The sequence below is a fragment of the Rhodospirillaceae bacterium genome, assembly GCA_040219235.1.
Classification (GTDB): Bacteria; Pseudomonadota; Alphaproteobacteria; order Rhodospirillales; family Rhodospirillaceae; genus WLXB01.
In genome coordinates this window covers 664422-678385 of the sequence record JAVJSV010000012.1, presented here as the reverse complement: position 1 = coordinate 678385, position 13964 = coordinate 664422, and the positions used below count along the sequence as shown (strand labels likewise).

14 protein-coding genes and 1 tRNA gene are annotated in these 13964 nt (G+C 54.6%); 5 read left to right on the top strand and 10 right to left on the bottom strand.

Annotation, left to right across the window (positions count from 1 at the left end; genetic code table 11):
• Positions 1–5: 5 nt before the first annotated feature.
• The 7 genes from RIC29_13380 to aroA all read right to left on the bottom strand — a co-directional run bounded on the left by RIC29_13380 (position 6) and on the right by aroA (position 6392).
• On the bottom strand, positions 6–647 hold the full coding sequence (locus RIC29_13380; protein ID MEQ8735911.1) for a phosphoribosylanthranilate isomerase: 642 nt from the start codon (positions 645–647) through the stop codon (positions 6–8).
• Positions 648–651: 4 nt separating this feature from the next.
• Positions 652–1398 (bottom strand): orotidine-5'-phosphate decarboxylase, encoded by a 747-nt coding sequence (pyrF, locus tag RIC29_13375; protein MEQ8735910.1) that lies wholly within the window; start codon positions 1396–1398, stop codon positions 652–654.
• A 144-nt stretch (positions 1399–1542) separates the two neighbouring features.
• Positions 1543–1851 (bottom strand): LapA family protein, encoded by a 309-nt coding sequence (locus RIC29_13370; protein MEQ8735909.1) that lies wholly within the window; start codon positions 1849–1851, stop codon positions 1543–1545.
• A gap of 58 nt (positions 1852–1909) precedes the next feature.
• Positions 1910–2236 carry an integration host factor subunit beta gene (gene ihfB, locus RIC29_13365; protein MEQ8735908.1) on the bottom strand — a complete coding sequence of 109 codons (327 nt, stop codon included), beginning with the start codon at positions 2234–2236 and terminating at the stop codon, positions 1910–1912.
• Between the two features lie 189 nt (positions 2237–2425).
• Positions 2426–4168, bottom strand: a complete 1743-nt coding sequence (rpsA, locus tag RIC29_13360) for a 30S ribosomal protein S1 (protein ID MEQ8735907.1) — start codon at positions 4166–4168, stop codon at positions 2426–2428.
• Positions 4169–4359: 191 nt separating this feature from the next.
• The gene (cmk, locus tag RIC29_13355) at positions 4360–4998 is read right to left on the bottom strand and encodes a (d)CMP kinase (GenBank protein MEQ8735906.1); all 639 of its coding nucleotides are present in this window, start codon (positions 4996–4998) and stop codon (positions 4360–4362) included.
• 14 nt (positions 4999–5012) lie between these two features.
• Entirely contained in the window at positions 5013–6392 is a 1380-nt protein-coding gene (aroA, locus tag RIC29_13350) for a 3-phosphoshikimate 1-carboxyvinyltransferase (protein MEQ8735905.1), read from the bottom strand.
• Between the two features lie 404 nt (positions 6393–6796).
• Between aroA and RIC29_13345 the strand changes: the two genes are divergently transcribed.
• The 5 genes from RIC29_13345 (at position 6797) to RIC29_13325 (ending at position 11280) form a co-directional block, all read left to right on the top strand.
• The gene (locus tag RIC29_13345) at positions 6797–7147 is read left to right on the top strand and encodes an FYDLN acid domain-containing protein (protein MEQ8735904.1); all 351 of its coding nucleotides are present in this window, start codon (positions 6797–6799) and stop codon (positions 7145–7147) included.
• A gap of 152 nt (positions 7148–7299) precedes the next feature.
• Positions 7300–7375: transfer RNA gene (locus tag RIC29_13340), tRNA-Ala, on the top strand.
• Between the two features lie 272 nt (positions 7376–7647).
• Complete coding sequence (locus RIC29_13335) at positions 7648–9174, top strand: cyclic nucleotide-binding domain-containing protein (protein MEQ8735903.1); 1527 nt, start codon at positions 7648–7650, stop codon at positions 9172–9174.
• A gap of 98 nt (positions 9175–9272) precedes the next feature.
• Positions 9273–10346, top strand: a complete 1074-nt coding sequence (locus RIC29_13330; GenBank protein MEQ8735902.1) for a response regulator — start codon at positions 9273–9275, stop codon at positions 10344–10346.
• Positions 10347–10365: 19 nt separating this feature from the next.
• On the top strand, positions 10366–11280 hold the full coding sequence (locus RIC29_13325) for a cobalamin-binding protein (GenBank protein MEQ8735901.1): 915 nt from the start codon (positions 10366–10368) through the stop codon (positions 11278–11280).
• Here the strand turns inward: RIC29_13325 and RIC29_13320 are convergent.
• Genes RIC29_13320 through RIC29_13310 form a run of 3 tightly spaced genes read right to left on the bottom strand, consistent with a single transcriptional unit; the run spans position 11277 to position 13959 of the window.
• On the bottom strand, positions 11277–12086 hold the full coding sequence (locus RIC29_13320; protein ID MEQ8735900.1) for an ABC transporter ATP-binding protein: 810 nt from the start codon (positions 12084–12086) through the stop codon (positions 11277–11279). The genes RIC29_13325 and RIC29_13320 overlap by 4 nt on opposite strands.
• Entirely contained in the window at positions 12083–13114 is a 1032-nt protein-coding gene (locus RIC29_13315; protein ID MEQ8735899.1) for an iron ABC transporter permease, read from the bottom strand. Before RIC29_13315 ends, RIC29_13320 begins: the two co-directional genes overlap by 4 nt.
• A complete protein-coding gene (locus RIC29_13310; GenBank protein ID MEQ8735898.1) occupies positions 13111–13959 on the bottom strand; it encodes an ABC transporter substrate-binding protein in 849 nt (282 codons plus the stop codon). Before RIC29_13310 ends, RIC29_13315 begins: the two co-directional genes overlap by 4 nt.
• Between the last annotated feature and the right edge of the window lie 5 nt (positions 13960–13964).

Genomic DNA, 13964 nt, shown 5'->3' with positions numbered 1-13964 from the left:
GCGCGTTAGAGGCCTTTTGCGGCTTTAATGAAGGTTCTAATCAGGTCTGGGTCTTTTTGGCCTGGGGCCGACTCGACGCCAGAGGACACATCCACACCTGGGGCATGAGCCGTTTTTATAGCCCGCGCGACGTTCTCAGAGGTTAATCCCCCCGCCAAAAGCCAGGGCAACGCGCCACGGTATTTGGGCATAAGGTCCCATTGAAAAGCCTCAGCATTGCCCCCAGGCCGGTCCGCGTCTGCAGGCGGCTTGGCATCAAACAGCAGCATATCGGCATGTGCATTGAACTGGGAGGCGCGAACGACGTCATGCGCCTCGGCAACGCCGATGGCCTTTATCACAGGCAGGCCAAAGGCCAGGCGGATGGCATCAATGCGCTCTGGGGATTCATCTCCGTGGAGTTGCAGATAATCCAGGCGGAGTTGACTCAGGACCTGATCCAAAGCCGCGTCGGTCGGATTAACAAACACCCCAACTTTAAAAACATCGTCCGGAATGTCTTCAGTTAACAGGGCCACATGATCGGCTGAAACATTTCGCGGTGAGGGCTTGAAGAACATAAAGCCAAGATAATCCGCACCGCCTTCAATCGCCGCATCAACCGACTCTTGGTCAGAAAGACCACAAATTTTGACAGCAACAGTCATCGGCTCACGCAGGCTTCGAAGTCGTGTTGAGGCTTGTGGCAATGCGCTGGGCGGCGGCAGACGGATCGTCCGCGGCTGTGATTGGGCGTCCGATCACCAGATAGTCTGCGCCTTCTGCAAGCGCTTTCTCAGGAGTCATAATGCGCTTTTGATCGTTGGCGACCGCCCACTCTGGACGCACACCGGGCGTAATGAGCTTGAAGTTAGCGCCACATTCTGCACGGATGCGCGCGGCTTCCAGTGCCGAGCATACCACGCCATCAAGCCCAGACTCTTTGGCTAAGACCGCAAGCCTGAGCACCTGGTCAGGCGCGCTGGCAGACACGCCTGTCTCCTCCAGGTCGTCGTCCCCGATGCTGGTCAGCACTGTGACGGCGATCACCAAAGGACGGGGTGTTACATGCTCATAGGCGGCCTCGGCAGCGGCTTCAGCGGCGGCGCTCATCATGGCACGACCACCACTCGCATGTACGTTGATCATAAAGGGTTTAATGGCCGCAATAGCGCGCACGGCACCCGCGACCGTGTTGGGGATGTCATGAAACTTCACATCAAGGAAAACCGGTAAGTCTGAAGCCTTCATGACTTGCGCCACACCCTTGGGGCCGTGTGCCGACAGAAACTCCAAGCCCAGCTTTATGCCGCCGACATGATCCCCAATCTTGGCAGCCCATGTGGTCGCCAGGCCAAGATCTGGTGTGTCGATGGCACAAAAAATGGGGTTGCGAAGTTTTTGATCTGACGATGGCATCTGTATTTCTCTTAGCTCAGGTTTTCTCTTAAACTCTGGGGGCGATAACGGCATGGTCTGACTGGGCTCAGTCATAATCGGACAACACTATGCTCTGGACCATTATAGGGACGCAAGGCAGGACGCTATATCAAAGAAACTTGGTTAGGCTGCGCGCTGTTTTATGGCCTCAGCCAGACGTAACCGGATATCGGCCAATTCACCTTCTAGGGTGCGGATTTCAGCCCGTTGCAGGCGGACGCGGCGACGGTGCTTGGCGCCTGCAAGCCAGGTGACCAGAGCCCCAACCAAAAACCCGGCAAACACACCGGCCAGGACGACGATGTAAACGCCGACATCAAGGGCGAAGGGAAACGGCCATAAGGTTATGGATACTGTTTCACGGTTTGAGACAGCAAAAAGGATGGTCGTAATCGCGACGGCGACACCAATGAGCCAAGTTATGAGTCGCATGGGTTAAGCTTCTCTTGGGCCTGTGCTATTTTTAATGTCAGCACTTACGGAGCCAGCACTATGGCGCAGGTGTTGACGCCGGCGACGGCGCTGGATCTTGCTGTTCGTGCGTATTGAGCAAATCACGTAGTTGCTTGCCAGTCTTGAAATAGGGCACGGTTTTTTCTGAAACTTTCACAGCTTCACCCGTGCGCGGATTGCGACCAACGCGAGAGTCACGATGCTTTACAGAGAAGGCACCAAAGCCACGCAATTCAACCCGGTCTCCACGCGCTAAAGCAGCAGAGATCTGATCAAAAATCGTACTCACAATCCGCTCGACATCACGCTGAAAAAGATGCGGGTTGCGTTCCGCAATACGCGCGATGAGCTCTGACTTGGTCATCCCCTAAGCTTCCCTGTCGACCCCTCCGGCCTTTATGACCGGTTACGAAGGGCAAGCATGCGAACTGCCCAAGAGAGAGTCAAGCCTAAGTCATTCATATGAAATCGTTTTTTCGCCTAACCAAACGAAAAACGCGCCCCATAAAGAGGCGCGTTTTCCAGTGTATATCAGCCTTTTCGGAGACTTAGTCTACTCAGACTTTTCCTCAGCGGTCGGCGCGTCAGAGGCATCATCATCGCCCTCTGTTTGCTTGCGTTTGAGGGCTGCGCCCAGGATATCACCAAGCGAGGCCCCCGAATCGGTGGAGCCGTAATCAGCCATGGCCTGCTTCTCTTCGGCCACTTCACGCGCCTTGATGGAGAGATTGAGCTTACGGGTTTTACTGTCGATGCTGGTGATGCGGGCATCAACCTTCTCGCCAACCGCAAAGCGGTCAGGCCGTTGCTCAGAGCGTTCACGGGCCAGATCGTTCTTCTTGATGAACCCGGTAATGCCTTCGCTGATGGTGACTTCAAGGCCGGCATCCATCACGGCTTTAACAACACAGGTAACGATTTGATCACGCTTGAGGTCACCCATGGCCTCCGCAAACGGATCTTCTGTGAGTTGCTTAATCCCCAGGCTGATGCGTTCTTTGTCGATATCGACATCGAGGATCTTGGCTTTGACGATGTCGCCTTTGTTGAAATCTGCAACAGCTTCTTCGCCATCCTTTTCCCACGACAGATCTGACAAGTGGACCATGCCGTCGATGTCTCCGTCGAGACCAACAAACAATCCGAACTCGGTGATGTTTTTGACTTCACCTTCGACAATGGTGTCGACCTTGAATTTGTCCTTAAAGGCGGTCCATGGGTTGTCCATGCACTGCTTGAGACCCAAGGAAATACGGCGCTTCTCTTGGTCAACGTCGAGGACCATAACCTCAACTTCCTGGCTGGTGGAGACAATCTTTCCAGGATGAACGTTTTTCTTGGTCCAACTCATTTCTGAGACGTGGACGAGGCCCTCTATACCAGCTTCGAGCTCAACAAATGCACCGTAGTCGGTGATGTTGGTGACGCGGCCTGAGAACTTTGTGCCAACCGGGTATTTCGCCGCTACACCATCCCATGGATCAGTTTCGAGTTGCTTCATACCAAGCGAGATGCGCTGCGTTTCTGCATTGAAGCGAATGACCTGGACTTTAACAGTCTGACCAACTGACAAGGCTTCGGTTGGGTGATTGACGCGCTTCCAGGAAATATCCGTGACGTGAAGCAGACCATCGACACCACCAAGATCGACGAAGGCACCGTAATCGGTGATGTTTTTGACCACACCGTCGAGAATTTGACCTTCGGCCAAATCTTCCATGAGCTTTGAACGCTCGGCGGCACGGGTTTCTTCCAGAACGGCCCGGCGGGATACAACAATGTTGCCGCGCGCGCGGTCCATTTTCAGGATTTGGAACTCATGGGGTTCGCCCATCAGATAGTTCGCATCACGCACCGGACGAATATCGACCTGACTGCCCGGCAGGAAGGCCACAGCGCCATTAAGGTCAACTGTAAAGCCGCCCTTAACACGCCCAAAGATAACGCCTTCAACAGTGCTGGTTTTATCAAATTGCTTTTCAAGAACGTCCCAAGCCTCTTCGCGACGGGCTTTGTCGCGGGACAGCAGGATCATTCCATCTTTGTCTTCATAACGCTCGACATAAACGTCAACGCTCTCACCAGGAGCGGGTGCATCTTCGTTGCCGCGGCCAAATTCGCGCAACGGCACGCGGCCTTCTGATTTGAGGCCAACGTCGACCAAAGCGTAATCACCATCGACGCGCAACACGGTGCCCTTGAGCACAGCGCCTTCGATGCCATCGTTACCTTGGAATGATTCTTCTAGGAGTGCGGCAAAATCTTCGCTCGCCGCTGCGAGTGCAGGTTCAGACATGGAGTGTATCCCTTTCGTTCTGCGCCTTGCCAGCCGGTTGGATCCGGCGGTCTTTTCATACGGGCCCAGACCATTCTGGGTGTGCCGCATTTCTCACTATCGCGTGTTTGATCACGCTTTTTATGCATCACACAGGCTTGTTGGCGCGTTTATCGCGCCTTAATCAGCCGGTGGGATGTTGGAAAACAATCTTAGTGGGGACCGGTTCCCCTGATGTGGTCCAGCGCTGCGGCTAGGGCCTCATCTGCATTCATGTCCGTTGTATCCAGCAGCCAAGCGTCTTCCGCAGGCTTAAGCGGAGCGACCGTTCGATCCCGGTCACGCTGGTCACGGGCCGTCATATCGGCACGAACGCGGGCCTCTATAACGGTTTCCCCCCGGTCCTTCAACTCCTGAAGGCGCCTTTTAATGCGCATTTCCAGATCAGCCGTTACAAATATCTTAACCGGGGCATCTGGACAGACCACGGTTCCAATGTCCCGGCCATCCAATATTGCGCCCTGAAACTCCGGTCCCGGCTGGCGCGCCACGGTCCTTTGAAAATCAAGAAGAACGGCCCGCACCGACGGCAGAAACGCCACATGAGAGGCCGCAACCCCGGCTTCCTCAGTGCGCAAATCCTCTGGCGTAAACTGTGATAAGTCTAAGGTTTCTGCGGCTTTCACAGCCGCCACCTCGTCCGTCGGATCTGCCTGCGCCCGTAAGACTGATAGTCCGGTGGCACGATAGAGACTGCCCGTATCCAGATACTTTAAGTTTAAGATATCAGCCAGCTTACGGGCTAAAGTGCCTTTTCCAGAGGCTGCAGGGCCATCGATAGCAATGAGCAGCTTCTCAGAGGCCGTCATGCTCCAGAGTCCGACGTTGCGGCAGAAGAAATATCAGCCCCAATAGCCGTCATATGGGCCATAAATTCTGGATAGCTGGTGGCAATGGCACGGACATCATCGATTGAAACCGGGTTTTGCGCGGCCATCCCCAGCACCAAAAACGACATCGCTATGCGGTGATCAAGATGAACCGGCACAACCGCGTCGCCAGGCACAGCGTGACCGCCGCCAGCAACCACCAGAGACTCGCCTTCAATGGCGTTGCTGACCCCGCATGCTGACAGGCCATGGGCGATGGCCGCAAGACGGTCACTTTCCTTCACCCTCAGTTCGCCCAGTCCGTTCATGCGTGTTTCGCCCACAGCACAAGCCGCCGCCACGGCAAGAATAGGATACTCGTCGATCATTGAAGGCGCGCGTTCAGCCGGCACAGAGACGCCTTTCAGAGTGCTTGATTTAACTCGCAAATCGCCAACCGGCTCGCCAGCCTCGTCGCGCTGGTTCTCAAGTGTGAGATCAGCCCCCATTTCCACAAGGGTATCGAACAACCCCGTGCGCTGTGGATTGAGGCCAACATTGAGCAGGGTGATGTCCGACCCTTTGGTAATCAGGGCCGCAACCGCCAGAAAGGCCGCAGAAGACGGATCACCCGGCACAATGACATGACGACCGTGTAATTCAGGCTGACCGATGACCGTAACCGCGATGGCCCCGGCCTTGTCTCCCACGGGTTCAGATGTGACCTCGGCCCCAAAATAACGCAGCATCCGTTCGGTATGGTCTCGTGTCGCCGCAGGCTCAATAACGGTGGTCGCACCTCTGGCCTGCACTCCCGCCAGCAAGACAGCTGATTTAACCTGGGCAGACGCCACAGGACTCTCATACACTTGGGGCAAGGGCTCACCCGTGCCAATAACGGTCAAGGGTAAACGACCACCGCTGCGGGATTCAAATCTCGCTCCAATCAGAGACAAAGGATAAACAACCCGGTCCATCGGTCTTGATCTAAGGGACGCATCCCCGGTCATCACCGCTGTCATGCGGTGGCTCGCCAGTAGCCCGGTCAGCAAACGCGCGCCCGTGCCGGAATTGCCCATATCGAGCACTGAGTCCGGTTCAGTCAGTCCACCTACCCCGCGGCCATGCACCACCCATATTCCAGCACCGGTATCGTCTTCGTGCCGCGCAACCTGAGCCCCCAGCGCGCGCATGGCCTTGGCCGTGTTGAGCACATCTTCGCCCTCCAGCAGGCCTTCGATGCGGGTTTCGCCAATGGCCAGCGCACCGAACATAAGCGCGCGATGCGAAATAGATTTGTCCCCTGGCACGCGCACACGCCCAGACAGACCTTGAACCTGTTTAGACGTTGCGATGTAAGCATTATTTGTGGTCATCAAGCGCGGCTCTGACATTAGGATTACATAAAGTCTCTGGGTTAATTGAACGTCTGTCCCTGCGTAAATACATCGCAAGTTAGGGCGCGGGGTCATACCATAGAGGACAAACTAATCCTAGCAGGTGGCTCCCTATTGGCGGGCCGAAAATGCCCTCAGGCCGCGACAGAAAACAAAAGTGTTTTGGATTAAGGCATATTAGGTTTTGACAGGGCTCTCCGAATTTGGCAAATGCCTCTTATCGGATTTGATTTAAATAGCGAAAAGGGGTTCTGGCCCTGGGCTATCTTTCAGATCCATTCCAGAGCATCTCGGGGTTCACCCTGAGTATCCTGGGGTCACCCTGAGCATTCTGGGGTTCACTCCTGGATATCATTAGATTGCGATACGAGGAGGTTTTGAAATTGGGTAAGGTTGACCTCGGCGAAAAGCTGACTTGCTCAAGTTGTGGAGCACGCTATTACGATCTCAAAAAGTCACCCGCGGCATGCCCCAAGTGTGGCACTGAGAACGAGCGCCCTAAGGCGTTCAAAGCCAAAAAAGCTGAGGCAGCTCCTAAGCCCGTCAAGAAAACTGCAGCCCCCAAGAAGGCTGTGTTGGACGGTGATGAAGAAGACGAGGATGATGATCTGGATCTTGATGACATCAGCGATGATGACGACGATCTAATTGAGGACGATGACGACCTTGATGATGATGACGATGTGGATAGCGTTATCGGGCCGATCGACTCAGACAGCGATACCGACACCTGACAGCCCACATTTTAGGCACTGACCAAAAAACATTAAACTGTGCCTAGTCTGTGAGAGTTTATATTTTTCCCTTGAAGGGCACAGGCGAACTGCATAAGGTCCGCCCCGCTTGGACGATCAAATCCCTTCGGTCGTCCGAAACAAGCAAACATGGGGCCGTAGCTCAGTTGGGAGAGCGCTACAATGGCATTGTAGAGGTCGTCGGTTCGATTCCGTCCGGCTCCACCAATTCTGGCATTCGTCTTCTCAAGAGACAGCTTAACCCTCGCGAAAAGGCTAGGCGTGGGTTGCTCTACTGTCACTTCCTGCTAGGCCAAGCCTTTGCTCCTCCAGCCAATTATCTTTCGTCACACGGCACCAACAGGCATTAACGTTTTGGCTTAAAAGCGTTTTCGGGTATTAAAAAAGGGGTGGAAACAAGAGGTTGCGGCGAAGCGCGGCAATCTCTCGGTTCTGGGTTTGGTCATACAACCAAACCTGAGGGGAATGGAACGGATACCGTGGCGCCAACAAAAGTAGAAATGTTGAGCAACGTCACCGTGCTGATTGGTGACACCAAGGCGGCGCGCGCGTCCACGCTTGCGGATGGCTTGCGGGAATTCGGATTTGGGGAAACGATTATTGCCCTGAGTTACAAAGAGACCATTGCCAAGCTGGAGGCTGGCGGCGTCGATGTCGCTATTTTGGCAGACACCCTGGGTGGCAATGTCTTCAAGCTTATTCGGGGCGTCCGGCATATGCTGGTCGGTAAAAACCCGTTCATGACGTTGTTTTGCGCCCTGGCCCCTGAACATGTAGACGGCGCAAAATTGGCTTTGCGGGCAGGTGTGGACAGTATTCTCATTCAACCTGTGCCAGCAAAAGAAGTGACTGATCGTGTGCGCAAGGTCGGGCGTGGACATACCACCTACGTTGTGACCAGCGAATACATCGGCCCCGACCGGCGTGCTGCAGATCGCACCAGCGCCATTCGCCGCTTTAACGTGCCCCAAACTTTGCAAGCGAAGCTGCGTGGTCAGTCTTTGAACTACGAAGAATTTGCAAAAAAAATCGTCCCGCTCATGGAAGATATGCTGCAGACACGGCTTTATAGTCAAAGTGGCCGCCTTGCCGTCGTATGCAAAGAATTGTTAGCCGCCTATCAAAGCAGCCAGATCACGCCCCTGATCCGCGAACGGCTTATGGCGCTGGGAGATCTTCTGAAAGACGCATCGTCAACAGCAAAACAACTCAAGCAAAAAGATGTCGTAGACCTGTGCCTCTCGTTAAAGGCCAAAGTGGAAGACTTTGCAGAGCGCTACACACAACCAACGGAGCAAGACATTAACTTGCTGCGCAAACTGGCCGAAGCAGTGGCCATTGCCGCAAAGACCCGCGTAGCTGTCGATTTTGATGCCGCCAATAGCGATGCTGAAACAGCCTCGCCTGCGGATGAGTTAGATGAGCCCGCACTCGAAATTCAATTTATTCCTAAGGGCCAGTACTTGTTCCGCGAAGGTGAAGAAGCGAAGGCCGCTTATGTTGTCGCGGCTGGGTGTATCGGTATCTTTCGCTCGGTCGATGGAAAAACCTCACCCGTTGGGCGAATCCGCGAAGGTGAGTTTTTCGGCGAGATGGCCATATTAGATGGCTCTAACCGGCGCGCGAATGCGGTTGCTCTGGAAGACACCACACTCTCGCTGGTGTCCAAAGAATTGCTTGAACAGAAAATGGAGGGCAGCGATAAGCTGATCCGCAGCATCCTCCTGACATCTGTACATAATTTGCGGGATGCGCACGAAAAATACACCCAACGGGGGCGTAGTTTTCGGGACACGCTAGATAACGTAGCCATCACGAAACATATTGTTGGCCGCTTCATAGATCGCACTGGCGTTGGCGATGATACAGCGAGAGCCAAGGAACTTCTGGATAAATTTGATACTATTTTTGCTGAGATCAAAACCGCCAGCAAGACAGCCGGAGCTAAGGATAAGCGCCTCAACCAGGGCTTAAAAGAAGAAGACTTAAAGGAAGTTGCTGAATGAGTCAGAGAGGCTCAGGCAATCCCCAGCTATGATATTTATTTTGATTCAGAGACGCATTTTATCAGCTTTGAGCATAAAGCTGAGCGAAGGAAGAACCGTTGAATAGAAAGGAAAACTTAGGTCAGGACCGGCTCAATGTTCTTGTTGTTGAGGACAATGAGTATATGCTTGATATCATGGTCAAAGCCATGCGCCGCCTTGGGTTTGAGCAGATTCAAAAAGCCAAGAACGGCAAACAAGCCATCGAGATTCTCAAAATGACACACCCGAGTATCGGCGCTGCGCGTCCGATAGATTTTGTTGTGTCTGACCTGATCATGGCACCGATTAACGGCCTCATTCTTTTGCAGTGGCTGCGGTCATTCAAAGAATCGCCTAACCGTTTCATGCCGTTCATTATGGTGTCGGGTGCGGCAGATGCCCACCACGTACAGGCCGCTCGCGACCAAGGCATGCACGAATTTATGGCGAAGCCGTTTTCGGTGGAAGCGATGTACAAAACCATTCAGCGTATGTTGGATAAGCCGCGTCAGTTTGTGGTCACGCAGAATTACTATGGTCCTGATCGCCGCCGCCGCAAGCTGGACCCGCCCGGCGGCAGAGACCTGCGGGCTGAGGATGAAAGCCACGCAACGATTGTCTATTCAAAAGACAAAGTGGCAACGCCAGAAAAGCCTAGTGATGTTTGGTTGTTCAAGCTGCCCAATTATCTCAAAGAGAAAATGGGCTCGAACGCGATGCGGCAAGAATTCATCGTACCCGATGACATTCTGGCTCAAGCGGAGTCAGCGCTGAAGCGCGAGGCTGCTGGATTTATCCATTGGGCTAAGCAGTACCTGGATAATCTGTCCAAGGAAGTTGTTGCGGCCAAAACCCTCAGCACAGACCGCCACCAGCATTTCGACGAGATCAATATCATTGCCCACGAGTTGCGCGGGCAAGGCGGTACGTTTGGCTATCCTTTGATCACCTTATTTGCCAAGTCACTATATGAAGCGACAAAGACGCCCCGTAAGGAGGATGATGCGGCTTTGGATATTGCCAAAGTTCATATCGACACCATGCGCGCTGTGATCAGAGAAGACATTCAAGGTGATGGCGGCGAAATCGGGCAACAGTTATACAAGTCATTGAAACTGGCCATCGCCAAACACGAAAAACGAGCCGGCTAAGCCGTCGGCCTTTCACCCTATGCGTATTGTTTCGCTTATTGCCAGCGCAACCGAGATCATTTCGGCCCTCGGCGCACAAAACGACCTGGTGGGTCGCAGCCACGAATGTGATTGGCCCTTTAGGGTCGAAGGTTTACCCGCCCTCACCCGAGCGCGTTTTGACACCAAACAGAACAGTTTAGAGATCGACAGAGCCGTCAAAGACATCGTCAAAGAGGGATTATCCGTTTATGACGTAGACCGTGCTCTGCTCAAGGCCCTTGTACCGGATGTGATTGTCACCCAGGACCAATGCGAGGTGTGCGCGGCGAGCCTGGATGATGTTGAGGCCGCACTCTGTGAGTGGATCGAGCACGATATCAAAATCATTTCTCTGCACCCCAACACCTTGGAAGACGTTTTCGCAGATATTCACAAAGTGAGCCGGGCGGTCGGGCGCGAAGGCGCTGCCGCTGAATTGACGCAGCAGATGACGGAAAAACTAGAGTCGCTTGTCTCGTCTTCAACCGCGTCACAGTCAGCGCCATCGGTGTTCATATTGGAATGGATCGAGCCAGCAATGGCCGCAGGACACTGGATACCAGCCCTTGTCGAGGCGGCAGGCGGGCGCAACCTGATCACCAAAGAGGGCGAGCCCTCCCGCTATGTATCCTGGGAAGACATCTCAGACTGCGATCCAGACCTGATTGTGGTGGCTCCGTGTGGTTTTGATGTGAAACGCACCATCACAGAAATGGAAACACTCCGTTCTCATGAGATCTGGAACAGTCTGCGCGCTGTAAAGTCCGGAAAAGTCGCCGTGATGGATGGCAACCGCTATATCAATCGCCCGTCCCCTGCCGTGGTGGAAAGCGCCGCCATGTTGGCCGATATCATGTGGGAAGGCGTAACCAAAAGCGGTCCGTCCGCATGGCGCTGGCTGGAAACCTCTTAGGCGTCTGAAATAGTCTTTGCACGCGTGACGGTCGCCCAGGGCAAGACAGCGGCCTCATCGCCGTCAGAGACCTGCAAAGAGGTAATACCGTAGACCGCTGAAAGCCTCTCGGGTGTCAGAACATCCTTGGGCGCACCATCAGCGGCAACGCGGCCATGATGCATCAAAATCAACCGATCGCAGAAACGTGAGGCCAGAGTCAGGTCGTGCAAAACAACCACGACCAACCTGCCGCTTTCCGCCAAGGCTTTAAGACCACCAAGAACCTGCAAGCGATGCCCTGGATCTAAGCCCGACACGGGTTCGTCTGCCAGGATCACCTGCGGCTCACCAGCCAACACGCGGGCCAGAAGAACCCGCGCCAACTCGCCGCCCGACAAAGTGGTAATGGTGCGGTCTTTAATTTCTGTGCTGTCAGTGAGTGTAAGGGCTGCGTCTATTGCCGTCTGGTCGTCTTCTGACAAAGAGTCCCAAGGCCCGCGATGTGGAATCCGGCCCAACGAGACCAGACGCGCAACCGTAACTGGCCAATGCACCGCTCGGGTTTGCGAGAGATAGCCAATATGTCGCGCAAGGGCAGATTTCGGCCACGCGGTAAGATCGCGCCCATCAAGGGCTAAAGCCCCTTTAGAAGGTTTTAATAATCCCGCCATAGCTTTGATCAAGGTGGTTTTCCCCGCCCCGTTAGGGCCGATCAATCCAACCAACTGACCACCGCGCGCCGTAAAAGAAACATCATCAACGATCAACGCCTCATCATAGCGCAGACTGACGCCCGTAGCCGAAAATTTAGGGCGCGCGCTCATTGGCCACTCCGCCGCAGAACATAAAGCAAATGAAAGAAGAACGGCGTTCCGATCAGCGCGGTCAGCACGCCAATTTTCAGTTCCAACTGGGTGTCGATCAACCGCACGCCAATATCGGCGGCCAGCATCAGCGCGGCCCCACCGAGAAAGCTGGCGGGCAAGAGGCGGCTGGGCCGATACCCCACAAAAGGTCGCAAAACATGCGGCACCACAAGACCAACGAAACTGATCACCCCTGTTGTTGCAACTGCCGCGCCAACCGCAAACGCGCACCCCAAAATGGCCCGGATTTTTATAGCCGCAAGATTGAACCCTAAGGATGCCGCGGCATCTTCGCCCAAGGTCAAAGCATCAAGACAACGCCATGTAGAAAACAGCAACACCCAGCCAATACCCATGAGGGGCAACGCCAACACCAGGTGATCAAGACTGCGATCTGCGAAGGAGCCAAGAATCCAAAAAACAATTTCCAAGGCTGCATAGGGACTCGGTGCGAGATTCAAGGCCAGCGACGTCAACGCTGCGGTTAAGGCATTCAGCGCAACACCAGCTAAAATAAGCGTCAACGGCTCCTGATTTCGCCCCCCGAGAATAAGCAAAAGCGTTGTCGCAATCATCGTACCGGCCACACCGCCCAGCGGCGTTGCCAACGCCGTACCGCCCGCAACACCAAAATAGAAGACGATCACGGCACCGAGGGCCGCAGAGCTCGACGCCCCCAGTATGAACGGTTCAGCCAACGGATTACGCAACAACCCCTGAAGCACAGCCCCGGACAAACCCAACGTCGCACCGACTGTGAGCGCCAATACGGTGCGCGGCAATCGGACCTCAATGAGCAAAATGCGGAAGGTTTCCGGATCTTGACCGCGCACGGTCAGAAGATCAGCGACACCACCAATGCCGAGGCGTCCGACAAACAGAGAGGTGATCGTCAGCACCAACACCAATACAGCCAGCCCTGAAAGAAGCAGCATCGACGAAACCTCACGAGACCCGACTGAGGACGCAGAAGATCCGACCGTCATGGTGTGCGCCGCCTATCGACAGCATCCAGCACCAAACTCGCTGCGTCCGCAAGATACGGGCCACCGCAGTTGACCCAGGACTGAGGCACTGAAATCATCGGCTGATCGCCAAGAAATCTGACCAAAGCGGGATGGTTCAAGGTCTGATTGGCCAGAGAGGGCGCATCAGGTCGATAGAGCATACGCACCATATGGTCGGGCTTGGCCAGCAACACGGCTTCCATGGTCACCTGTCCGAAATCTCCAATGCCCAGTTGAGCGGCGACGTTCACCAAACCAATGCGGCTCAAGAGTTGATCAATCAGGCTCGGTCGCCCAACCGTAAAGCCGTTGGCATCCAGAATCAGCACGGACCCAAACGAGCGCCCCGCCACACGCTGTTCAAGTTGCGTAAAACGCCGCTCAAGACTGTTTACTAAAGCGCGCGCTTGCGCATCACGGCCCAACACCGCGCCTAACTCCAAATATGCCTCACGCACGCCAGAAAAATTGGGCGGAATATCAATCTCAATGATGGTGTAGCCAATCCGCCGCAGCAGCACCTTGGCTGCGGTCGTGGTGTACCGGCCGGCAACAACCACATCGGGCTCCAGCGTAATAATTTCTTCGGCTTGCCCATGATTGAGAACAAGACCGTCGGTCAAATGCGCGACCGGCGACTCATGCGGGTCAGCGGTGAGAAAACTGACAGACGCAACAGTGCCGGGTTCTGCCAGCAACAACACCATCTGATCGGTACAGAGGTTTGTCGAAACAATACGGCGCGGCACCTCTGCAGCCGTTACGGTCTGCGCTGAAACGCATAAGGTAACGGCCAGAAGCTGAAGGAGGCGCACCTGTGTCATCCGGG